The organism is Clostridium sp. OM02-18AC (assembly GCF_003481825.1).
Taxonomy (GTDB): Bacteria; Bacillota; Clostridia; order Lachnospirales; family Lachnospiraceae; genus Brotaphodocola.
In genome coordinates this window covers 38371-60489 of the sequence record NZ_QULW01000018.1, presented here as the reverse complement: position 1 = coordinate 60489, position 22119 = coordinate 38371, and the positions used below count along the sequence as shown (strand labels likewise).

19 protein-coding genes and 1 pseudogene are annotated in these 22119 nt (G+C 50.7%); 6 read left to right on the top strand and 14 right to left on the bottom strand.

Annotated features, from left to right (window positions below; all coding sequences use genetic code 11):
- Window positions 1-134: 134 nt before the first annotated feature.
- Window positions 135-1454 (bottom strand): D-alanyl-D-alanine carboxypeptidase family protein, encoded by a 1320-nt coding sequence (locus DXB18_RS12720; protein WP_118708168.1) that lies wholly within the window; start codon window positions 1452-1454, stop codon window positions 135-137.
- 336 nt (window positions 1455-1790) lie between these two features.
- Between DXB18_RS12720 and DXB18_RS12715 the strand changes: the two genes are divergently transcribed.
- Window positions 1791-2714, top strand: coding sequence for an RluA family pseudouridine synthase (locus DXB18_RS12715; protein WP_118543011.1), 924 nt, complete (start codon window positions 1791-1793; stop codon window positions 2712-2714).
- A gap of 133 nt (window positions 2715-2847) precedes the next feature.
- A complete protein-coding gene (locus DXB18_RS12710) occupies window positions 2848-4284 on the top strand; it encodes a DUF1576 domain-containing protein (RefSeq protein WP_118543012.1) in 1437 nt (478 codons plus the stop codon).
- Window positions 4285-4319: 35 nt separating this feature from the next.
- Here the strand turns inward: DXB18_RS12710 and DXB18_RS12705 are convergent, their stop codons facing one another.
- The 4 genes from DXB18_RS12705 to DXB18_RS12690 form a co-directional block, all read right to left on the bottom strand.
- Window positions 4320-5753, bottom strand: coding sequence for an RsmB/NOP family class I SAM-dependent RNA methyltransferase (locus DXB18_RS12705; protein ID WP_118543013.1), 1434 nt, complete (start codon window positions 5751-5753; stop codon window positions 4320-4322).
- 107 nt (window positions 5754-5860) lie between these two features.
- On the bottom strand, window positions 5861-6262 hold the full coding sequence (locus DXB18_RS12700; protein ID WP_243103452.1) for a DUF6465 family protein: 402 nt from the start codon (window positions 6260-6262) through the stop codon (window positions 5861-5863).
- A 148-nt stretch (window positions 6263-6410) separates the two neighbouring features.
- Window positions 6411-6728: an AzlD domain-containing protein gene (locus DXB18_RS12695; protein ID WP_118543015.1), complete on the bottom strand. Its 318-nt coding sequence runs from the start codon at window positions 6726-6728 to the stop codon at window positions 6411-6413.
- Window positions 6718-7440: an AzlC family ABC transporter permease gene (locus tag DXB18_RS12690; RefSeq protein WP_118543016.1), complete on the bottom strand. Its 723-nt coding sequence runs from the start codon at window positions 7438-7440 to the stop codon at window positions 6718-6720. Before DXB18_RS12690 ends, DXB18_RS12695 begins: the two co-directional genes overlap by 11 nt.
- Window positions 7441-7596: 156 nt before the next feature.
- Between DXB18_RS12690 and DXB18_RS12685 the strand changes: the two genes are divergently transcribed.
- Window positions 7597-8523 carry a LysR family transcriptional regulator gene (locus DXB18_RS12685; RefSeq protein ID WP_118543017.1) on the top strand — a complete coding sequence of 309 codons (927 nt, stop codon included), beginning with the start codon at window positions 7597-7599 and terminating at the stop codon, window positions 8521-8523.
- A gap of 24 nt (window positions 8524-8547) precedes the next feature.
- Here the strand turns inward: DXB18_RS12685 and DXB18_RS12680 are convergent, their stop codons facing one another.
- The 7 genes from DXB18_RS12680 to DXB18_RS12650 all read right to left on the bottom strand — a co-directional run bounded on the left by DXB18_RS12680 (window position 8548) and on the right by DXB18_RS12650 (window position 16332).
- Complete coding sequence (locus DXB18_RS12680; protein WP_118543018.1) at window positions 8548-9639, bottom strand: M20/M25/M40 family metallo-hydrolase; 1092 nt, start codon at window positions 9637-9639, stop codon at window positions 8548-8550.
- Between the two features lie 23 nt (window positions 9640-9662).
- Window positions 9663-10475 carry a M55 family metallopeptidase gene (locus DXB18_RS12675; protein WP_118543019.1) on the bottom strand — a complete coding sequence of 271 codons (813 nt, stop codon included), beginning with the start codon at window positions 10473-10475 and terminating at the stop codon, window positions 9663-9665.
- Window positions 10476-10602: 127 nt separating this feature from the next.
- Window positions 10603-11625: a dipeptide ABC transporter ATP-binding protein gene (locus DXB18_RS12670; protein WP_118543020.1), complete on the bottom strand. Its 1023-nt coding sequence runs from the start codon at window positions 11623-11625 to the stop codon at window positions 10603-10605.
- Complete coding sequence (locus tag DXB18_RS12665) at window positions 11625-12650, bottom strand: ABC transporter ATP-binding protein (RefSeq protein WP_118543021.1); 1026 nt, start codon at window positions 12648-12650, stop codon at window positions 11625-11627. The genes DXB18_RS12670 and DXB18_RS12665 overlap by 1 nt, the downstream gene beginning before the upstream one ends.
- Window positions 12651-12664: 14 nt before the next feature.
- On the bottom strand, window positions 12665-13564 hold the full coding sequence (locus DXB18_RS12660) for an ABC transporter permease subunit (RefSeq protein WP_118543022.1): 900 nt from the start codon (window positions 13562-13564) through the stop codon (window positions 12665-12667).
- Window positions 13565-13581: 17 nt separating this feature from the next.
- On the bottom strand, window positions 13582-14502 hold the full coding sequence (locus tag DXB18_RS12655; protein ID WP_118543091.1) for an ABC transporter permease subunit: 921 nt from the start codon (window positions 14500-14502) through the stop codon (window positions 13582-13584).
- Window positions 14503-14652: 150 nt separating this feature from the next.
- Complete coding sequence (locus DXB18_RS12650) at window positions 14653-16332, bottom strand: glutathione ABC transporter substrate-binding protein (RefSeq protein WP_118543023.1); 1680 nt, start codon at window positions 16330-16332, stop codon at window positions 14653-14655.
- A gap of 273 nt (window positions 16333-16605) precedes the next feature.
- Between DXB18_RS12650 and DXB18_RS12645 the strand changes: the two genes are divergently transcribed.
- Both DXB18_RS12645 and DXB18_RS12640 read left to right on the top strand, forming a co-directional pair.
- Window positions 16606-18564, top strand: coding sequence for a sigma 54-interacting transcriptional regulator (locus tag DXB18_RS12645; protein ID WP_243035309.1), 1959 nt, complete (start codon window positions 16606-16608; stop codon window positions 18562-18564).
- 44 nt (window positions 18565-18608) lie between these two features.
- A complete protein-coding gene (locus DXB18_RS12640) occupies window positions 18609-19337 on the top strand; it encodes a gamma-glutamyl-gamma-aminobutyrate hydrolase family protein (protein ID WP_118543024.1) in 729 nt (242 codons plus the stop codon).
- A 58-nt stretch (window positions 19338-19395) separates the two neighbouring features.
- On the opposite strand, the gene DXB18_RS12635 is transcribed toward DXB18_RS12640, so the two are convergent.
- Together DXB18_RS12635 and DXB18_RS12630 are read right to left on the bottom strand one after the other, a co-directional pair.
- A complete protein-coding gene (locus DXB18_RS12635) occupies window positions 19396-20463 on the bottom strand; it encodes a P1 family peptidase (RefSeq protein WP_118543025.1) in 1068 nt (355 codons plus the stop codon).
- A gap of 25 nt (window positions 20464-20488) precedes the next feature.
- Entirely contained in the window at window positions 20489-21322 is an 834-nt protein-coding gene (locus tag DXB18_RS12630) for an aminotransferase class IV (RefSeq protein WP_118543093.1), read from the bottom strand.
- A 165-nt stretch (window positions 21323-21487) separates the two neighbouring features.
- Between DXB18_RS12630 and DXB18_RS12625 the strand changes: the two are divergent.
- Window positions 21488-22118 (top strand): annotated as a pseudogene (locus DXB18_RS12625) (hypothetical protein).
- Window position 22119: the final 1 nt, after the last annotated feature.

The window sequence follows — 22119 nt, the reverse complement described above, 5'->3', positions numbered from 1 at the left end:
AATATTTGACGATCGCTTTTCCTCCTCTTTTGTATTGTTAAGAGAAAGACAAACTATCGTTTAGTAAATCCAATTTCTGCCGATTATAATAATATAATGTCATCGGATAAAATTCAAGTATTTTTGAATTTTTTTTACAAAGCATGCATGGACCAGAATTTTATAACCTGGCTCAGGCAGTAATACAAATTCCAGGCGTCCGCTCCGTCCTTTGCCCGGTAGCTGCTCTGTCCAATCCGGATTCCATTCAGGCTGTAATACACATTTCCAATTCCATCCCCTGCCTTCACCGGAGCTTCCAGTGCCTGTTTTAAGACATATTCTGCTTCAGGCTGTTCATTCTCCGCTACCAGAAGCCGAAACGTTTTCTTCTGCCTGGGGCTGTCAGAAACCGCATAAATCCAGTCTTTTCCGGCACCATTTTCCAAAGGGACTCGGATCTGCTTTTCCTCAAACGCAAATTCCCGGTAGAAATACTGCTCCTTTCCATAGCGATACAGCCGTCTTACATCCTCCCACTTCCAGGTTTTATGCGGAGGCCAGCCGCAGCCCAGAAGCGAGATAATAAATTTTCGGTCCCCGTCCGACAGCTCTGTCACATAACAGTATCCGGCTCCGCCTGTAAAACCAGTCTTTCCGCTCACAGCCTCTGCCGTCATATCCAGCAGTGCGTTATGGTTTATACAATGATAGGAGTTCCGTTTTGCCCGATCCGAAAAAACATGGGTTTTGCAGCGCGTTATCGTTAAAAATTCATCATGCTTTGGCGATAATTCAGTACAGTACCGCATGATCTTTGCCAGTTCTTCCGCCGTCGTGCTGTGCCGGATCACTTCTCCGTCCGCTGCCTTTTTCTCTTCATCCAGCCCGTTTGGTGTCAGAAACACGGTATTCCTGCAGCCGATTTCCCGGGCCTTGCGGTTCATCTCTTCCGCAAATGCTTCCACGTTTCCGCTGATGTGCTCCGCAATCACCACCGCAGAATCATTGTGAGACTCCAGCATCAGGGAATACAAAAGATCCTGAAGCTTCAGCATACTTCCGGCCGGTGCTCCCAGCCTGACTTTCGGCTGTCCGGCCGCCCGTTTTGAAACCTCGCAGAAATCCTCCGGATTCCCAAGTTCTAGCGCAAGAATGCAGGTCATGATCTTGGTGGTGCTGGCCATAGGCCGGATCTGATGCTCGTCCTTTCCATATAAAATGCGGCCGCTGTCCGCATCCATCAGCACTGCACTCTGGGCATGCAGGGAAAGCGCATGTATATTCTCCCCGGCACCGTTCTGCACTGCTTGCCCTGTTTCCTGTGCCGCAGGCATTCCGCTTTGCACCACCTGTACATTTCCAGCTGCCCTCCATGGATCCGGCTGCGGGTGCTCACTCCCCCACGCCGCAAAGCCAATGCTGATTCCGGTCATCAGACCGATGATCCGGTTTCTCTTTTCTTTTCTCTTCAATCCATACACCCCGCTTGTTATCACACTGTCTCTCTATCCTATTCTGGTAAATTTTCGGATATTCTGCTATGATAGAAGCCAGATAACTACTCACCAGGTCTGCGCACTACACGGATCCAGGAAGATGCCTTTGAACAGATGAGCCTGTTTGAAGACGAACACGCAAAGAAAATGCGGGCCATGGAAAAAAGCGGTAGATGCCATACGCGGACGATTCGGAGTTGACAGCGTACAGCGTGCCAGCTTTCTGAGAGAAGACGCACCCACCGAACATGCAGTAAGCCGCCAGAAACACCTGCACGCCTCATCCCGCCAGAACAAAAAGGAGGCCCCTTCATGAAGACACTGCATTACACCTACACGGCTCACACAGACGGCCAGACTGTAGAATCTCTTTTAAAAGAACACGGTTATTCCAAAAGTCTCATCAACCGTATCAAACTGACCAGTGATGGGCTCCTGCTTTGCGGGGAAAAAGTCTACACCACCAGAAAACTTATGGCCGGGGATATTCTTTCTGTCACATTTTCCGAAGACGTATCCTCTGAACACATTATTCCAGTGCCAATGCCCCTTTCCATCCTTTACGAGGATGACGATCTTATGGTTATTAACAAAGCAGCTAATGTCCCTATCCACCCTTCCCAGGGACATTTTGACAATTCCCTCGCCAACGGACTGGCATGGTATTTTGAAAACAGGCAGGAGCCATTTGTTTTCCGCGCCATCAACCGTCTCGACCGCGATACTACCGGCCTGCTCATTATCGCCAGACATGCCCTGAGCGGCTGCATTCTGTCCGATATGGTAAAACAGCATAAAATCCACCGTACCTATCTCGCTGCCGTAACCGGCGATCTTTCCGGCGCACCGGAGGGTACTATTACTGTTCCGATTGCCCGAGTTCCCGGATCGACCATCGAACGTATGGCGGATCCGCTGCATGGGGAATCTGCCATAACACATTACCGGCTGATCTCCTACTCCCATGAAACGGATTCTTCCCTTCTTGAAATCCGTCTTGAAACCGGACGCACACACCAGATCCGTGTCCATATGAAATACATCGGTCATCCACTGTACGGAGATTTTCTTTACAATCCGGACTACCGGTACTTAAACCGCCAGAGCCTTCATTCCTGGAAACTGTCCTTTCCACACCCGATCACCGGTATCCCCCTGCACTTTACAGCTCCACTCCCGGCGGACATGAAACAGTTTCTTCCTTCCCTGCCGCACACAGCACCATTTTGCATTTAATTCCATACAAATTCTATTAAGAAATCATGTTGAAATAGACAGTTTCCTGCTCTATAATTGAGAATTAGAACACTACTACTCAAAATCATTACAATAAAAGCAAAAATTAAATACTAATACAGGGGATTTAAGTATGGAGACTAAAAAAATAACCAACAGCACCCTCATCAATGGGGTTGCTCTTGGTTTTTCTGTTGCGTTTCTGATTTCTTCGCTGATTGCAGCTGTATACACACACGAAACTGGCAATATTCTTCATGGCTGGTATCTTATCATGACCTCGCCCAGCCCTCTGGTTACCGATTATCTGGAAATCGGCGGACTGCCCAGCGCCATGTTAAACGCCGGAGCCTGCGGTCTGGCCTGCTGGATTTTTATGGTGGGATTGAAAGGCGACTCCCGCCCCAGCACGCTGGCTGGCTACTTTCTTGTTGTAGCCCACTGCTTTTACGGCCTGAACTTTTTAACCATGTGGCCTTGTTTTCTGGCCCCATTTCTTTATCTGCAGTTAAAAAAGCTCGACTTTAAGAGCAACCTCCATGTCTGCATGTTTACCACTTCATTCGGGCCATTTATCGGAGAACTGCTATTCCGCTACACCCAGGACAATTTTGTTTTCGAACATCCAACCCTTACCGTAAGCGGCGTATTTTTAACCATCGCATTTTCAATTATGCTTGGCTTCATCGTACCGGCCATCCTGCCCGGTGCCCATGCATGGCACAAAGGCTACAACCTGTACAACGGCGGCCTGGCCTTTGGCCTTTTCGGCTTCTTCCTGTTTAACTTTTTCTACAACACCATGGGAGTAGACGCATCTGCCAAGCTGACACGTTTCAATCCGGTATATGAGCATTTCGGTCATTCCTTCCAGCTCTATGCCAACTGCTTTTTTCTGATTGTTTTTGGCATCTGCATCCTGGCCGGCTTCCTCTTAAACGGAAAGAGCTTTTCCGGCTACGAAGAGCTGACCCGGGACACCGGATACCAGACTGACTTTGCCACCAAATACAGCATGCCGGTCTGCCTCATCAACATCGGTACCGTCGGTATGTTCTTTTTGTTCTATTTAGACATTATCATGGTCTACACAGAGGGAGCCGGCTTTACCGGTGCCACCATCGGTGTGATCCTTGCTGCCCTGACTTTTACCTGCATGGGACAGCATCCGAAAAACATCTGGCCAATTCTTGCCGGATACCAGCTGCTTTACCTGTTCACTCTGACCATCTGTTACATCAATGGCCGGGAGATCAGCTGGACCATCACCACCCAGGGATACATAAACGGTGTGGCATTCGCCACCGGCCTCTGCCCGATTTCCGGACGGTATGGCAGACGCGCAGGCATCGCGGCCGGTTTTATGTGCGCGTCTATGTGCACGGCAACCAGTGCCCTTCACGGCGGACTGGTGCTTTACAACGGAGGTTTCACCAGTGGCATTACCGCCCTGATCCTTCTGCCGATCCTGGAACATTACATTCCGAAGACAAGAGACTTTATGAACAACAAAAAGCTGCACAAAGAAGATATGATCGCAATCGTTGAGACCTTTAAGACCCACGATTAAAATTATAACGGCACGAAAGGGCTTCGCACACAGGTTTAACCCTGTATGCGGAGCCCTTTTGGATAATGATTCTTCACAGTTCCGGAAACTGCCTTTCCCCAGCCCAGAGGATAATCCTCCATGCAGACTAAGGTCCAGCCGGACAAATCAGCCGGGCCGTTTACTGTATTTCCTTTCAAATAAGCCAGTACCTGTGTGTCATCCCGCTCAAGCCTTAAAACCGATACAGCCTGCTCCGGCTTCAGGTAATGGGAAAGTGCGTGGGACGGCTCAAACCGTTTGGTCTTGAAGGCACCAAGGTGCAGTCCCGGACGCAGAACCCGCAGCCGGTCTAACGCCGGTGTTCCCTCCGGCAGCTGGTATAACTGGTCTCCGAAAAGAATTAGTCGGTCCATACCGGTCTCCAGTACATCATGGCCGGTCGCAGTCAGTGACTTTTTCAGAAATTCTTCCACATAGGAACGTCCTGCCTTTTCATTCCAGTATTTCGGCTGTTTCCGCTTTCTTCCATCTTCCACGGCCCACGTTCCCGCCTTGCGAAGAAGTGCCAGATAATGCCCTTCTCCCTCTGACTTATGGGGCCAGATGCGAAAGGTGTCCTGAAGCTCCTGATTTTTGTTGTGACTCCACTCTGGATGCCCACAGGATAACCCCACCGGCATTTCATCAGCGCCCACACATACCACGGAAAATTCCGGATGGCGCTCCAGGAAAACAGCGATGCCGTCCTCATCTTCCTCCGGCGCAAAGGTGCAGGTGGAATAGACCATTCTGCCGCCCGGTTTTAACATCTCCGCCGCATTGTCCAGAATTTCCTGCTGACGCTCTGCACACAGCTTTACATTGGCCTCGCTCCACTCATTTCTGGCCTGCTCATCTTTCCGGAACATACCTTCGCCGGAGCATGGCGCGTCCACCACCATGCAGTCAAAGAACTCCGGGAAAAAGTTTGCCAGAGTACCGGAATCCTCATTGGTCACAATGACATTGCCAATGCCCATGCGCTCCACGTTCTGGGAGAGGATTTTTGCCCGGGCCGGGTGGATCTCGTTGCTGACCAGAAACCCTTTTCCCTTCAGGTGGGACGCAATATGAGTGGTCTTTCCGCCCGGAGCCGCACACAAATCCAGAACTTTATCTTCAGGTTTCGGATCCAGCAGGGACACTACCGCCATGGCGCTAGGTTCCTGGATATAATAAACACCTGCCTCATGGTAAGGATGGCGTCCCGGACGGCTTTCCCGAGCATAATAGAAGCCTTCCGGGCACCAGGAAACCGGGCGCAGGGAAAACTCGGCCTGGTTTTTTCCGGCAAATTCTGCTGCCGGAACCTTCATGGTGTTGACCCGGAGGCCAAGAGCCCGTTCTTTCTCATAGCTTGCAAGAAAGGCATCACATTCCTCTCCCAGCATAATTCTCATTCTTGTCACAAAGGCTTCCGGAAGTTTCCAGGTTTCCTGCTGTTCCATCGTGTCTCTCCTTTTCCTGTAAATCTATAAAACAAATGAGTGAGGCTTTGAACCAAAGCCTCACTCCACTCTTCACAAAGTGTACAGATACAACTGAGATTCCTGAATTATAAGGTTACCTTATAATCGTCAGAACCTTCTCCGTTTACTACATAGTAAGCAACATTTTCTTCCGGTTTTACATAAACTTCAATGGTTTTGATCTCTGCGCCCTTATGAGCCTCTTCATATGCCTTCACTGCCTTATCCAGAACGTCTTTTGCTACGGTCTGCTTGCCAGCGAACTCAATAACTACGCAAGCCTTCGGGTCTGCCTTCTTTGCAGGAGCTTTCTTTGCTGGTGCTTTTTTGGTGGTCTCGACTGGCTTTGCTGCCGGTGCTTCAACAACTGCCTTTACCGGAGCCTCTGCTTTAACCTCTGCTGCAGTGGTCTTAACTTCTGCCTTTACGGACTCAGTCTTCGGTGCCGCTTTTGCTGCTGCCTTAGCTGCGTTTCTTCTTGTTGCCATAGTTCTTATCCTCCTCATTCGATTCCAATTATGGATTGCTCCCCACCGCCCGTTTTTAGACAGACGATGAGGGAATTATAAATCTCTTTCCTGTTTTTGTCAATGTTTTCCGCTGGTTTCCAGGGGGCAAAGCTCGCTTGTTTCCATTTTAGTGCAGAGCGTTCACGATCATCTCCGCTATATACACAGCCACACAGGCACCGATGGAAACCCGGAATAGATTGCCATCGATCCAGGCCAGGATCACGCCTGCCGCAAATCCGACTATTCCCGTGATTTGGTTTCCAGTTGCGGAGAGAATAGACGGAAATGTCATGACGGACAGACTCACATAGGGTACATAATATAGAAAAGACTGAATAAACGGATTTTTGATTTCCTTCCGGATCAGTGTCAGCGGCAGGGCCCGCACGGCATAGATCGTCAGAAACATGACCAGAATGGATGCGTAAATATTATGATTCATGCTGCTCCTCCTTTACCGGGAATAATACCGCTGCCACGGCTGAGATCAGCACCGTCAGCAGAATGATCTGAAAACCCGATGAAATGTTCTTAAGTCCCGGAATGCTCTGGAATAAAAAGCTCACGGTCATGGAAATCGCAACCACTGCGGCAATGATTTTGTCCTTTCTTGCCGGCGGAATCACCACCGCAAGAAACATGCCGTAAATGGCCACGCTCATGGCACTCATAACCGGTGCCGGAAGGATCATGCCAACCACGGCGCCGAGGAATGTACCAAGCACCCAGCCCGGAGCTGCCACACAGGTCGCGCCATACTGGTAAAATGGATTCAGCTTTCCCGGAACCGCCATGGAAATTCCAAAAATCTCATCGGTGACCGCATAAGACATGAAAATGCGGTGAAGAAACGGCCGATTCTGCTGTACCTTCTGGGACAATGCGCTGGACATCAGGAGATACCGCATGTTAATAACCACCGTGGTAATGATCATCTCCATGAAACCGGCTCCTGATCCGATCATGCTGATGGCTGCGAACTCTCCTGCCGACGCTAGCATCAGCGCAGACATCAGGGATGACTGCAGTGCGTTCATGCCCGCTTTTCCCGCTGTAATGCCAAGGGTGAACGCCACGGCAAAATAGCCCAGTCCAATGGGTACGCCATCACGCAGTCCCGCAAGAAAACTTATTTTATCGTTTTGCTGTTCCATTGTAAAACCCCTTCTCAATTTTTAAAAACCGGCTCCATTCTATCTCAGTCCGGGAAGCAAGTCAACCGCGCACGGCCCGGTCTTTGTATTTTTTCCGTTTTTGTATTATAATCCATTTATCACGCAATGCAGAAACCAAGCAGAAAAGAGGATCCCATGACTACCAAAGAACTTCTCTATGTTAAAACCGTGGCAGATGAAAAAAACATTTCCCGGGCTGCAAAAAAGCTTTTTATCGCACAGCCTTCCTTAAGCCAGTCCATCCAGCGTATTGAGGAATCCGTTGGAACCGAGCTTTTCAACCGGACATCCGGCGGCCTGACCCTGACCTTTGCCGGGGAACGCTACTACCACATGGCAATCCAGGTTTTAAAGCTGTACCAGGATTTCGAGATGGAGATCAGTGACATCAATAACTTAAAAACCGGCCGCATCCATCTGGGCACTACCAACCATCTGGGAACCCTGGTACTTCCCAAGGTTCTTCCCCGTTTCCACGGCCTCTGCGCCAATATCGAACTGAACATCAGGGAAGAAAACACAACTGTGCTAGAACAGCTTCTTCTGTCCGGCGAGCTGGACTTCGCCCTGATGCATGCGCCATCTGATCCGACCCAGCATCCGCAGTTCCATTACGACATCATGAAGCGGGACCCCTTTGTTCTGGCCATCGCACCAGATCATCCGTTAACCGCCCTGGCAGAAACCCGGGAAGGATACCCTCACCCGGTTCTGGACATCCGCCTTGCAGCAAAAGAACCCTTTTTGATGCTGCATTCCTCCCAGCGCATCCGCCAGATCACCGATGATGTACTGCGCCGTGCCGGAATTACACGACCACGCATTGCCATGACTCTGCGGAACTTTGAAACGACCCAGCTTCTGGCCGCAAAAGGCATGGGGCTGGCTCTCGTTCCAATGGAATATTCCAGTATCACCCCATCCGGTTTCCCGCCGGTTCTTCTGAGCATTGATGAAAAATATCACGCGTACTGGGAGACCTGCATTACCACCTTAAAAGACGGCTTTCTCTCAAAAGCAGACCAGCTCTTCATCCGCATCGCAAAGGAAGAGCTGGCCTGAACAGGTTTTTCTTCAATTTTGTAATTACAGCACATCCTGGCGCATGATATGGCGGATGCGTTCCTCATTTAAGCCGCGAATGACCTCAACTGCCATGTTAATGGTAGACTCAATGTCTTCCTTCGCACAGAAGTTGTAGTGAGTATGCACGTAACGGGACGGAATGCCCAGTACCAGTACCGGAACCGCCTGATGAGTCAGATGGATCTTACCGGCATTGGTGCTGCCGCCGCGTCTCACTGCATCCTGGCATTTAATTCCATACTTGTCCGCAATCTCATGAGCATAAGCCATAAACGCGTCATTGGCCACATAGCTGTTATCCATATGGCGGATCTGAACGCCCTTTCTTAAACAGCCCTGTGCCACACCGGTACGGTAGTAGAAATCGTCTGCCGGGGATCCCTCAAATACAATGGCCAGGTCCGGCTTTACCTGTTGGGCTGTTACAGTAGCGCCGCGCATGCCGACTTCCTCCTGGGAAGCAAAGGCTCCGACTACATCAACGGCCAGACTGTCGGTCTCCTTCATCAGGGCTTTCATGGTCTCGATGATGCAGACACAGCCAAGACGGTTATCAAAAGCCTTACCGGAACAGATGCCATGCTTCTCGTCGTAGGAGAAGGTTACATCCGGCATGATCGGATCACCAATGTGAATGCCGTAATCTTCTTCTACTTCCTGTTTGCTGCTTGCTCCCACATCCACCTTTAGCTCCTCGATGGTAAGGGAATTATCTGCTTTCTGCGCTGCAGTTAAGAAATGTACCGGCTTGGAGGTGATGATGCCCTTGATCTTCTCGCCTTTGCTGTTACGCACGATCACAGTGTGGGCAGGAAGACTTGTCATGTGAAATCCACCCAGGGTGATGATGCTCAACAAACCGTTATCCTCTACGTTCTGTACCATGAATCCGCACTCATCGGTATGCGCATCCAGCATGAATACCGGGCGGTTTCCCTTTGCATCCGGCATGGTGGCATACACGTTATACATTGCATCGTTTCTTAAGTTCAGTCCCTCACAGTGCTTCTGCACTGCCTTTACAACCTCTTCCTCAAAACCGCTCGGGCCAAAGGCATTGGTCAAATCCGCAATTGTCTTTAAATCTGCCATCTCTCATTTCCTCCCTATATGCTTTAATATACTACAAATGAATGCGCAGTCACGATGTCCATCCAGTTTTTGCTGGTCAGACGGTTGGTGCGCGCGTCTACAGACTCCATACCCGGATAGAAGGACATCTGGTAAGACTTCTTTAAATCCTTATAGTTCACCTCATAGGTAAACTGCTCCGGAAGCGCGATCTTACATGCTGCAAGCTTTGCCTTTACATCGCCGGAAAGCGCCTCGGTGACAGCGGCTTTCAGATCCGCGATCACAGTCTTCGGAGATACGTTCCAGGCACTTCCGCCCACACCCTTCTTGGATGCCACGGTCGTAATCTGCGGAACCAGCTCCTTTGAAAGTTCACAGATCCGCTCATCGCCGGATAAGAACAGGACCGGCACACCGTACATGGCTGCCGTGTAGGTGTTCAGCATAAACTCACTCATGCGTTTTCCATTCAGCTCAATGAAGTTGCTGGCGCCTGTAGATGTGTGGCTGAGGGGACTTCCCGGATCGCCGGCCGGCGCATGGTATCCAACGTAAAACACCGCATCATACGTCTCATCCAGACCATACATCATGTTGATTGGATGACCGCTCTTCCCGCGGATCAGAGTAACATGCTCCGGCATGGCCATCACATCAATATTGGTGGCATCCCCGTGTCCGTCCTTCACTACGATCTCATCCACGCCTGCAGCCAGGGCTGCCTCACAGACAGCAACAACTTCATCGGTCATCTGCTTCGCGTATTTCTGGTAAGCCGGTTCGTCTTTGTGGGTTTCATAATTGAGGGTTGTTCCGGCACAGCCTTCAATATCTGCACTGATAAACAGTTTCATTGTTCGTGCCTCTCTTTTTATGAAAATTTTTATTGCATCTTTTTCTCAAAAAGCGGAAAAGAAGCCGGTTCATGGCATTTCGTCATGAAACCGGCTCCTATGCCATGCAATTGCCATTTAGATTCCATTACTGATGCGTAACTGCGTTCTCTGCAGCCTTTGCATTCTTCTTCGCTTCCTCGGTATCGTACAGATGACAGTATACGAAATGATCGTCACCTACCTGGTACTTCTGCGGAGCCTCGGTTTTGCAGCGCTCCATGCACTTCGGACAGCGGGTGTGGAATTTGCATCCAGTCGGCGGATTCAGCGCGGAAGGAATGTTGCCTTCCAGAATGATCCGCTCCTTCTTTGCCTTCGGATCCGGGATCGGAACCGCGGAAAGAAGGGCCTGGGTGTACGGGTGGAGCGGGTTCTGGTACAGGCTGTACTTGTCGCCCTCCTCCACAAAGTTGCCCAGATACATAACACCGACACGGTCGCTGATGTGCTCCACAACGCTCAAGTCGTGGGCTACGAAGATGTAGGTCAGGTTCATGTCGCGCTTTAACTGATTCATCAGGTTTAATACCTGGGACTGAATAGAAACATCCAGTGCAGAAACCGGCTCATCGGCAATGATCAGCTGCGGCTGTACCGCCAATGCCCTCGCAATGCCGACACGCTGACGCTGGCCGCCGGAGAACTCATGAGGATAACGGTTTGCATGGTAATCGTCCAGACCAACACGGCGCAGAAGCTCTACGACCTTTTTATCCGTCTCCTCACGGGTTTTTGTCAGGCCGTGAATGATGAGCGGCTCTGCCACGATATCACGGACAGACATACGCGGGTTTAAGGATGCATACGGATCCTGGAATACCATCTGGACTTTCTTGCGGATCGGGCGCATCTGCTTCGGTGTGTATTTGGAGATTTCCTCTCCGTCTAATACGATGGAGCCTTCCGTCGGTTCGATCAGCTTACAGATACTTTTTCCAAGGGTAGACTTTCCGCATCCGGACTCTCCTACGATTCCGAATACCTCCCCGCGTCTTACCTCAAAATCCACATTATCGACTGCTTTCACATAGGACGGCTCTTTTCCAAGTCCGCCCTTTACCGGGTAATACTGCTTCAGTCCCCGGACAACTAATAAATTGTCTGCCATCAGTCCTTACCCCCTTCTTTCACGCAGCGCCAGCAGCGGCTCTGGTGTCCGTTTCCGAGATCGGTAAATCCCGGTTCTTCCTCGCGACAGCGGTCAAACGCATATTTGCAGCGCGGAGCAAATTTACAGCCCTTCGGCATGTATTTCGGGTTCGGCACGTTGCCCGGAATGGATTCCAACTCTTCCACGTGCTCACCCAGCTTCGGGATGGAATTTAACAGGCCCTCCGTGTACGGATGGGACGGGTTATCGAAAATGTCATAGACGGAACCTTTCTCAACCACGCGGCCGCAGTACATGACAACCACCTGGTCACAGACCTCTGCCACCACGCCAAGGTCATGGGTGATGAAGAGAATGGAAGTTCCGATCTCTTTCTTTAACTTGTTCATCAGGTCCAGGATCTGTGCCTGAATGGTTACATCCAGGGCCGTGGTCGGCTCATCCGCAATCAGGATTTCCGGGTTGCATACCAGAGCCATCGCGATCATGACACGCTGGCGCTGGCCGCCAGAAAGCTGGAACGGATACTCCTTCATCATCTTTTCCACACGGGGAAGCCCTGTCATGCGAAGCATCTCAATGGCTTTCTCCTCTGCTTCCTTCTTGCTCACCTTCTGATGCATGAGAATGGCTTCCATGATCTGGTCACCGATCTTCATGACCGGATTCAAGCTGGTCATAGGCTCCTGGAAGATCATGGAGATCTTGCTTCCACGCAGCTTCCTGCGCTCCTCATTGCTGATGTGAACAATGTCCTTGCCGTCTAAGAGGATCTCGCCCTCCTCAATCTTACCGGTGGTTCCCATTAGCAGGCCCATAACGGACAGGGCGGTTACGCTCTTTCCGCTTCCGGACTCACCTACGATACCAAGGGTGGAACCCTCTTTTAACTCAATGTCAACACCATCCACGGACTTGACAATACCGCTGTCCATGTGGAACCAGGTGTGCATGTTTTTGATTTCCAGAATATTTTTGCCGGAGGCATCTTTCGTTGTCTCCACTTTGATTGTTTCGCTCATATTCCTGCACCTCCTTAATCAGTCAGCTTCGGATCGAGTGCGTCTCTGAGTCCATCGCCCAGCAGGTTGAAGCTGAGTACGGTTAAGAAGATCGCAAGACCCGGGAACAGGGTGATATGCCAGCTGTTCATCATGTAAGTACGTCCGTTGCTTAAAAGCAGGCCCCACTCCGGTGTCGGCGGCTGGGCACCCATGCCTAAGAAACTTAAGGAAGACGCAGTCAGAATGGAAGATCCGATGGACATACTGTACTGCACGATGATGTCCGGGATCGCGCTCGGCAGGATGTGGTAGAACAGGATACGCTTATCATCCGCGCCGATGTTCTTTGCTGCCTGTACGAACACGCTGTTCTTGGTTGCCAGGGTGTTGCCTCGTACCAGACGCGCAAATTTCGGAATGTTGAACACCGCTACCGCAATGATAACATTGGTCATGCCGCTGCCAAGGATCGCTACGATCGCGATGGCCAGAATGATGCCAGGGAACGCGAACAGCGCGTCACAGATACGCATGATAATGGAATCAATGATGCCGCCGTAGTAACCGCCGATCAGACCCAGGAAAGAGCCGATCACAGCCGCGATGCTGACAGAGAACAGGCCGACACTTAAGGAAATTCCGGTACCGCAGATGATACGGGAGAACAGATCCCGTCCAAACTCATCGGTTCCGAACCAGTGTGCCGCGGTCGGTGCCTGCATGATCGCGTTGTAATCGAAATCGTTAATCCCATACGGAGCAATGAATTTTGCAGTAAAGGAAAGCACTACTAAAAATAGGATGAAAACCAGGGCCACAATGGCGGTCTTCTGTTTTTTAAATTTACGGACAAACTCAGAAAGCGGAGTGCTGATGTCCGTTTTTTCGTTCAGGGTCTCTTCGTCCTGATTTACTTTTTTCTCTTTTGCCATCTTAAACTCCTCCTTTCTTAGTCAAGCTGGATTTCCGGATTGAGTACAGCATAAAGCACATCTACAATCAGGTTGATCACAACGAAATGCAATGAAAAGATCAGGATCAGGGACTGGATCGCCGGATAGTCACGATAGTTTACAGACTCAACCAGCAGAGAACCAAGGCCCGGGAACGCGAATACAGACTCGGTTACTACGGAACCGCCAAGCAGGAAACCAAACTGCAGGCCGACTACGGTAACCACGGAGATCATCGCGTTGCGGAACGCATGCTTCCATACAACAACGCGCTCTCTTAAGCCCTTTGCGCGCGCAGTACGGATATAATCATCTTTTAATACTTCTATAATAGAGGATCTGGTAAAGCGGGCAATGATTGCCGCGATACTGGATCCCAGTGCGATCGAAGGTAATACGAGACTCTTCAGTGAATCCGCACCCGTGGTCGGGAACCATTTCAGATTCACGGAAAATACCATGATCAGCATAAAGCCAACCCAGAAAGAAGGAAGCGATATGCCGGACACAGCCAGTGTCATTCCTGTGTAATCCTGCCAGCGGCTTCTGTGTCTTCCGGACCATACGCCGAGAAGCACACCCACGATGGTGCTCCATGCGAGGGCCAGCAGGGTCAGTTTTGCCGTATTGGCATAGCGGTTGGAAACCTCCACCGCAACCGGACGCTTGGTCCGGAGAGATGTACCAAGGTCACCTTTCAGCAGACCTGTTACATATGTAATATACTGTTCATGGATTGGTTTATCCAGACCCAGTTCTTCTCTAACTACCTGTACATCTTCCAGCGTTGCCTGCGGACCGGCTACCAGACGTGCCGGATCACCCGGGATCAGCCGTACGAAGAAAAATACGAAGGTTACCACAATAATCAGGGTAGGTATCACTCCAATGATTCTTTTACCTATGTACCTTAACATACACTCAACACCTTTCATTCTTTTTGGGGAGTACCCCCTGTTAATCGGATTCTTTTTCCTGCAAAAATGGTCCGGCGGATCAGATTTCCGCCAGACCACCTGTTTTACAGTATATCATTCTGTCAGATCTGTTTCTTAGCTAAATATGGATTACTTTGCCAGCTTAGCGTTTCTTAAGTTCAGGCAGTTATCCGGGAAGACCTTTGCGTCCACCATCTTTGCGGAGCTGGCCCAGGTGTTGTTGTCGTTTGCCAGACATACAAGCGGGCTCTCCTCCCAGATGATATCCTGGGCTTTTGCGTAAGCCTCAGCTCTCTTGGCATCATCCGCGGTAGATAATGCGTCTTTTAAGAGCTGGTCAACCTCTTCGTTCTCATAGTAGCAGATATTGTAGCTTGCCGGCGGCTCAGATTCAATCGCCATCAGCGGACGGATACCCCAGTCCGCATCACCGGTAGACGGGGACCAGCCGATCACATACATATCAACCTCTGCCTCAGAGCCAGGAACATTCACATCCTGGATCTTCTGGTTTACCACCGCGCTCTCAAGAGCGTTGATCTCAACGTCGATGCCGACCTGAGCCAGCTGCTGCTGTAAAAACTCACACTGCTTTAAGTTTGCAGTAGTAGAAGCACACATGATGCTGGTCTTGAAGCCATCCGGATAACCGGCCTCAGCCAGTAAGGATTTCGCCTTCTCGATGTCATATGCATATACATCGTTGCCCTTGTAGAACTGGACGTTCGGTCCGATGATGGAGGTTGCCGGAGTTGCCACACCGTTCTTAACAACTGCGCAGTAAGCATCCTTGTTGATCGCGTAGTTGATGGCCTGACGGACTCTCACATCGTTAAACGGTGCTTTCTGGTTGTTCATCATCAGGTAACGTACTACGATACCCTCTTCCTGGCCAACTGCTACATTGCTGTCGCCACGCAGAGTCTCAATGCTCTCAGTCGGAACCGGCCAGATGAACTGAGCGTCGCCGGACTGCAGCATTGCGACACGGGTTGCGTTCTCAGATACCGGCTTGAAGGTAATGGTTTTGAAACCGGCATCCGGGTCTACTAAAGCGGTGCCGCCGCAGATATCTGCGTTATAGCCCCACCAGTCTTTGTTTAAAGCGATGGTAGCGTGCTCACCTGCTACCCACTCTACGAAGGTGTACTGGCCGGTACCCACCGGGTTCTTTGCACACTCTTCATTGCCCTTTGCGATCACAGCCGGGCTCATAACAACACAGGCCGGATGGGCCAGGGTTGGGATGAATGCGCCAAATGGGCTCTGAAGGGTTACTTTTACAGTGTAATCATCAACAATCTCTGTCTCTTTTAATACATTGCACAGTAAGGTCGTTCTCTTTAAGCCAAGGTTCTTATCACCCCAGCGGTCAAAGTTTGCCTTTGCTGCCTCTGCGTTCCACGGAGTACCATCGGAGAACTGGATGCCCTCTCTTAAGTGAATGGTGAACTCGGTAGCGTCGTCGTTTGCTTCGTAGTCGGTAGCCAGCATCGGGATGATCTTCATATCATCATCGAAGCCGAACAGACCGTCCATCATCAGTCTCTGAATACCGCCGGATAAGGTATCGCTGGTATCCATCGGATCCATGGTGGTGAAATCTACCAGCATAGCTGCGGTGATGTCGGTATCCTGGGATACGGACTCGCCCTCTGCCAGCTCTACAGCTGCGGTAGTTTCTGCTGCCTGTGACTCGCCGGAAGCTGCTGCAGTGGTCTCAGAAGAACCAGAACCGCCGCATGCGGTCAGTGCGCCCATGGCTGCAGTAAGGAGCACAGCCAGAAGCTTTGTTTTTGTCTTCTTCATAAATTGATCCTCCTCTTCTTTCAGGAATCTTTACACGTTCTTTACGCTCCATGTATATAAAAAAAGCATGGAGCATACGTTTCCCTTCCCGTGTATGCACCCTTGCATGTTTTCCATTCTACACTTTACCACATTACAATGTCAAATAGAAAATGCTATTTTTTGATAAATATTTACAGTTCTTTATTTTTTTAATAGTTTAGATTGTTTTATATGCATATTTATTTTATAATTAACCCAATATTTTTTTCATAAATCAGGAGGAGTAAAAACATGTCCTATTCCGAACTGCCCGTTATGGAATTTCAAAAACCGGGAGTACTGATCATCTGCCTTCACCCGCCGATCCGCCGTGAATTTCAGGAATATCTCTCGACTCTTCTCGGAGAATATATCCGCTTCGATATCATGGATCCCTACCAGATCCATGATCCGGCACAGCTTGATCCCTATTCCTGTGTTTTGTTCGCCAGCAGCCGCACCAGGGATGCATTTCCGGTTTCCATTCCGGAACACATCACCCAGTTGATCTGTACCCGCACCTTTAACCCTGCTTTCCTGGACCAGATCATCCGGATTCCACAAGGTTCCTCTGTCTATCTGGTCAATGACACGCAGGATTCCGTTCTGGATATTCTCGGACAACTCAAAGATGCCGGTATCACCCAATACCACTTTGTTCCTTTTTATCAGGGCTGTACCCAGACCGATGAGTCCATCCAGTATGCCATCACCCTGGGCGAGCCTCAGCTGGTTCCGCACCATGTCCCCAATATTATCAATATCGGGAACCGGATCATTGATATTTCCACGATTCACGATCTATGCACCTGCTTTCAGCTTCCGTCCAGCTTAACCAACCAGATCACGCGGACCTATGTGAACCGGATTCTGCAGATCATCCAGTTAACCGGAACCCATTACACCAACTATGTATTTTCCAAACAACTCCTGCAGGCCGTTATGAGCAATTTAAACGTCAGTCTCTGCCTCATGACAGACGAAGGCCGCATCAGCATGGTGAATCGCTCCTTCTGCCAGGACTGGGACATTCTGGAAAATGAATGCATGAACAGTCTGTTTTCCTCCTGGCTGCCTTCCCAGTATGCTTCCCACAATTTCTGCCAGAGCGCGGACTACCAGCTGGTCAGCCGCAGCGGCCTGCGCAGGCAGCTCAGTGTCCTGCAGCTTTCCCTGCCCGGCCACAAACCGCTTTACCTGCTGAGCAGCCAGCCTGTATCCTCCTCCCCGGCCCCTGACATTACCCCAGTCGATATACGGGATCCTTCCTCAGATTTCTACCGGCTCAACAGCGGTTTTGACAGTATCCTGTCGGTTTCCGGCCGCGTGCTGAACATGCTGGAGTATGCCCGCCGCCTGGCACTCTACGATTTTCCGGTACTGATCCAGGGTGAAAACGGCACCCAGAAAAAGAAAATTGCCACGGCCATACACAAGACCTCCAGCCGCAGGCAGAACCCGCTGATCATTTTCAACTCCCTGTATACCGGCCTGGAAGCTGCAGACCAGTTAAAGCTGGCCGATACCGGTACGCTGCTGATTGATGGCGTAGAGCGTCTTCCACTCTCCACCCAGGATACCCTCATCAGCATTCTGCAGAACACCATAGACGATCTGGATATCCGTATTATCGCCACCACCAGCCAAGATCTGTATCAGGATGTCCTGGACGGGCGTTTCCGGGAAGAGCTTTTCTTCTTTTTAAACGCGGCCTCCATCGATACCATCCCCCTGCGAGAGCGGCGGGAAGACATCCCGGTTCTGATGGAACATTTTTTCCGGGAACTGTTCCATGACCCAAATATCCGGCTGAAAGATCTGATCTCCTCCAGCCTGATGAATTTCCTGACAAACTACGATTACCCCGGAAATATTCAGGAACTATTCAACTTAAGCCGGTATTTCTTCTCTCTGTACTCCGCCCATCCCCTGGTGCTTTCCCAGCTTCCCTCCTATATCCGGAGCCGGGTGAACCAGCCGGTCAGCGAAAGCAGCGTATTGAAAAACGAGGTGCTTTCCCTGATCGCACAAACCCCTCGGATTGGGCGCGGCACCATCATGGCCGCCCTGACAAAAAAAGAGATCACAGTCAGCGATGGAAAGCTGCGCGGTCTCTTAAAAGAGCTTGCTGAGGAAGGGCTGATCCGGGTCGGACGCACCCGCAGCGGCTGCGAGATCACCGAGCTGGGTCTTGCATCCATCCGGCATTGATGGTATACTAACAGCCGTTTGAATCTGATAAAGAGAGGTACTTTATGCTGTTACCAAAGATTGGAATTACCACAATAAATACAAAAAATCCGGTATCCGGCGCACCGCTTTCCACCAATGGCTGGACCTACAACGATGCAGTCACAAAGGGCGGCGGGGTTCCGTTCCTGCTGCCCTCCATTACCAATGAAGATCAGCTAGATGCCATGGTGGATGCCTGCGATGGCTTTATCTTCAGCGGTGGAGCCGATATTACCCCATGCTGCTACGGAGAGATGGCCCATCCGCTGGTAGGCGACACCAGCCTGAAGCTGGACCGCAGCCAGATCGGGCTGATCCGCCGCGTCATCAAGGCAAGAAAACCGTTCCTGGCCATCTGCCGCGGACACCAGGTCTTAAACGTAGCCTGCGGCGGAACCCTGTACCAGGACAACAGCCTGCACGGACAAGGCACCGCAAGACACATGATCAAGGATGACCGGGGCGATGTAAGCCATCAGGTCACACTGAAACCGGGCACTACCCTCTATAACATGTTCGGCGAGCGGGTCTGGACCAACAGCTACCATCACCAGAGCGTGAAAAAGCTGGGTGATGGCTTAATGATCGCCGGTACCGCCGATGACGGCATCGTGGAGGCCATTGAGCTGATCGATTATCCCTACGGTCTTGGCATCCAGTGGCACCCAGAAGCCATGCTGGTGGCATCCGATGACATGCTTCCGGTCTTTACCGGGCTGATCGAGGCAGCCAGAAAAGCCGCTAACAAATAAAAAAGTGGATTGCAGACAGAGCATTTGCTCTCATCCTGCAATCCACTTTTTTTCTGCGTCATGAGCTCTGTCCATCTTCCAGATATTCCGACAAACTGTAATATCGTTCTCCCGCCCGTCCGCGGGTCTGCTCTGCTGCCGTCATGGAATTTAAGATGGCTTCCTGCTCTGCCTCCGCAGCCGCAAGAAAAGCCCGGTTGATGACATGCTCCGGGATGGCCTGAAGCAGCAGCAATTCTTCATCCGCACCGGACGGGATCCGGTTGGCTGTGGTAAATCCGATCATGACCTCACCGCTTCCATGTCCGGTGTAGCCGCCGGTGCGGGCAATGCCAACACCGGTTCTCCGAAGAACACGTCTTAACTGGCGGCTGGTCAGCGGAAGATCCGTGGCAAGGATACTCATGATCGATCCTTTGTCTTCTTCTGAAGCCGCCATATCATCTTTCTCCTGTTTCCAGTCCAGAATCGTTTCCCCAACCGGTTCACCATTTAATACAAAATCCTCTGTTGCGCCAAAATTGGACTGCACCAGCACGCCGATGGTATATGTCTTCTCTCCGATCTGGATCACGCGGGAGGCAGAACCAATGCCACCCTTCATGCCATAGCAAATGGTTCCGGTTCCGGCCCCCACATCTCCTTCCTCAAACTCCTCAGAAGCTGACACAAAAGCCTGACGCACCTCGTCCGCTCCCACCGCCCGCTTCTGAATCTGGTTGATGCGGCTGTCATTGCACTCTCCCACCACTGGATTGATGCTCATAGGTTCCAGTCCATCCTGTTCACACTGTTCCACCACAATATCTACCATGGCGTCCCATACCTTTCCTACATTTAAGGTATTGGTCAGGGCAATCGGCGTTTCCAGGGTTCCAAGCTCTTCCACCTGCACCAGGCCGGCACTTTTCCCAAAGCCGTTGTGGACATAGGCTGCTGCCGTATATTTCTTTGCAAAGGCATTATCCTCTCCCGGCAGAATCACCGTCACACCGGTATGGTTTTCTTCGGTTTTCACGGTGCAATGCCCGACTTTTACGCCAGGCACATCCGTAATCTTATTTCGTTTTCCAGTCTCCAGGCGCCCCGGCACGATACCGAAGTCCCGGATTCGTTTTCTCTCCATGTCTGAATTCCTCTTGTTTTTCGTTTTATTTTCCGATCTCGCTGAAATATTTGTCACGCAGCTTCTGGATCAGTTCCGGATTCTTCATGCCAACGGCCTTCTGGTTCAGTTCCATGGCACGCATGCTCGGGTGGCTGGTGCTGGTCACCAGGATCTCATCTGCCGTATAAAGCTCCTCCAGGGTAAACGCACGCTCCTCCACCGGAATGCCAAGCTCGCCGCACCAGCGGATGACGTGTTTCCGCTCGGTTCCCGGAAGGATCAGGTTATCTAACGGATGGGTGATAAATACGCCGTCCTTCACCATGGAAATATTGGAATGGGAGCACTCGGTCACATATCCGTCCCGGACAAAGACCGTCTCGTTACAGCCTGACTCGGATGCCTGCTGGGCGGCCATCACATTTGGAATCAGATTCAGGGTCTTGATATTGCAGTGGTAGAAACGGGTATCCGGAATGCTGATGAGGCGGTACTCATCGGACATCTGCACACCCTTCCACGGCTTGCTGTATACATACAGGTTACTGGAAACACCCTCCCCCGGGAACAGGTGATTTCTCGGAGAGGTTCCTCGGGTCACCTGCCAGTACAGAAACTGGCAGCCGCTCTCCAGCTTCTGCACCATACTATTAAGCAACGCGCCGACTTCTTCCTTTGTGTATGGAAGCTCAATGCGGAGCATAGCCGCGCTGTTGAACATGCGGTCCAGATGATCCTGCAGCGCGTAAATCTTATAATCAAACACCATCGCTGCCTCATAAATTCCATCTCCAAAATAAAATCCACGGTCGTTGGCCGGGATCATCATGTCGTCAATCCGGGTGATTTTGCCATTGTAATATGCCAGATCTTTCATTTTCTCCATGTTATTTTTCTCCTTAGTCGTTTCGAAGCACAACGCTTTGCCGTGTTGTCCCGTGTATTAAATGGAACTAACGTTAAGTATACAATGCGGATTTTCAAAAGTAAATAGTTGTGCTAAAGGAAAACATAGTGTCTGGCACTCAGAGGAGGAAAGATTATGGAAAAAATCAAAATGACGACGCCGCTCGTCGAGATGGACGGCGATGAGATGGCTGCAATCCTGTGGAAAGAAACCCGGGAAAAACTGATTCTCCCTTTTGTGGATCTGCTGGTAGACTATTACGACTTAAGCATCCGCAACCGTGACCTTACTGATGACCAGGTTACCGTGGATTCCGCCAATGCCGCCAACAAATACGGCGTTGCTGTCAAGTGCGCCACCATCACCCCAAACCTGGACTAAGCCCATCACTCTGGCCCGTCATGCTTACGGCGATCTCTACCGGGCTTCCGAGATGAAGATCGACCAGCCTGGAAAATGTGAGCTGGTCTTCACCGCAAAAGATACGATTTCCAAGGTCTATGACCGGAATTTCCGTGAGATTTTCAAAGACATTTTCATGAGTGATATGCTGGCCAGCGCCCTTGAGAAACGCGGTGAGCTGGATCAGAACAAAGAGCTGGAAACTTTTGGCCGCCAGTTAAAAGAAGCAGCCGTGAAAACCGTGGAGGGCGGCATCATGACTGCTGATCTGAAAAAGGTAACTACAATAAAGAATCCGCATGTTGTCACCGGACTGGTGTTCATTGCCACGGTTCAGGAACGGCTGATGAAGCTTCGCGGATAGT

Coding starts and splice junctions, on each gene's coding strand:
- DXB18_RS12715 (WP_118543011.1), top strand. CDS start 1,791: ATGAAGACACTGCATTACACCTACACGGCTCACACAGACGGCCAGACT.
- DXB18_RS12710 (WP_118543012.1), top strand. CDS start 2,848: ATGGAGACTAAAAAAATAACCAACAGCACCCTCATCAATGGGGTTGCT.
- DXB18_RS12705 (WP_118543013.1), bottom strand. CDS start 5,753: ATGGAACAGCAGGAAACCTGGAAACTTCCGGAAGCCTTTGTGACAAGA.
- DXB18_RS12700 (WP_243103452.1), bottom strand. CDS start 6,262: ATGGCAACAAGAAGAAACGCAGCTAAGGCAGCAGCAAAAGCGGCACCG.
- DXB18_RS12695 (WP_118543015.1), bottom strand. CDS start 6,728: ATGAATCATAATATTTACGCATCCATTCTGGTCATGTTTCTGACGATC.
- DXB18_RS12690 (WP_118543016.1), bottom strand. CDS start 7,440: ATGGAACAGCAAAACGATAAAATAAGTTTTCTTGCGGGACTGCGTGAT.
- DXB18_RS12685 (WP_118543017.1), top strand. CDS start 7,597: ATGACTACCAAAGAACTTCTCTATGTTAAAACCGTGGCAGATGAAAAA.
- DXB18_RS12680 (WP_118543018.1), bottom strand. CDS start 9,639: ATGGCAGATTTAAAGACAATTGCGGATTTGACCAATGCCTTTGGCCCG.
- DXB18_RS12675 (WP_118543019.1), bottom strand. CDS start 10,475: ATGAAACTGTTTATCAGTGCAGATATTGAAGGCTGTGCCGGAACAACC.
- DXB18_RS12670 (WP_118543020.1), bottom strand. CDS start 11,625: ATGGCAGACAATTTATTAGTTGTCCGGGGACTGAAGCAGTATTACCCG.
- DXB18_RS12665 (WP_118543021.1), bottom strand. CDS start 12,650: ATGAGCGAAACAATCAAAGTGGAGACAACGAAAGATGCCTCCGGCAAA.
- DXB18_RS12660 (WP_118543022.1), bottom strand. CDS start 13,564: ATGGCAAAAGAGAAAAAAGTAAATCAGGACGAAGAGACCCTGAACGAA.
- DXB18_RS12655 (WP_118543091.1), bottom strand. CDS start 14,502: ATGTTAAGGTACATAGGTAAAAGAATCATTGGAGTGATACCTACCCTG.
- DXB18_RS12650 (WP_118543023.1), bottom strand. CDS start 16,332: ATGAAGAAGACAAAAACAAAGCTTCTGGCTGTGCTCCTTACTGCAGCC.
- DXB18_RS12645 (WP_243035309.1), top strand. CDS start 16,606: ATGTCCTATTCCGAACTGCCCGTTATGGAATTTCAAAAACCGGGAGTA.
- DXB18_RS12640 (WP_118543024.1), top strand. CDS start 18,609: ATGCTGTTACCAAAGATTGGAATTACCACAATAAATACAAAAAATCCG.
- DXB18_RS12635 (WP_118543025.1), bottom strand. CDS start 20,463: ATGGAGAGAAAACGAATCCGGGACTTCGGTATCGTGCCGGGGCGCCTG.
- DXB18_RS12630 (WP_118543093.1), bottom strand. CDS start 21,322: ATGAAAGATCTGGCATATTACAATGGCAAAATCACCCGGATTGACGAC.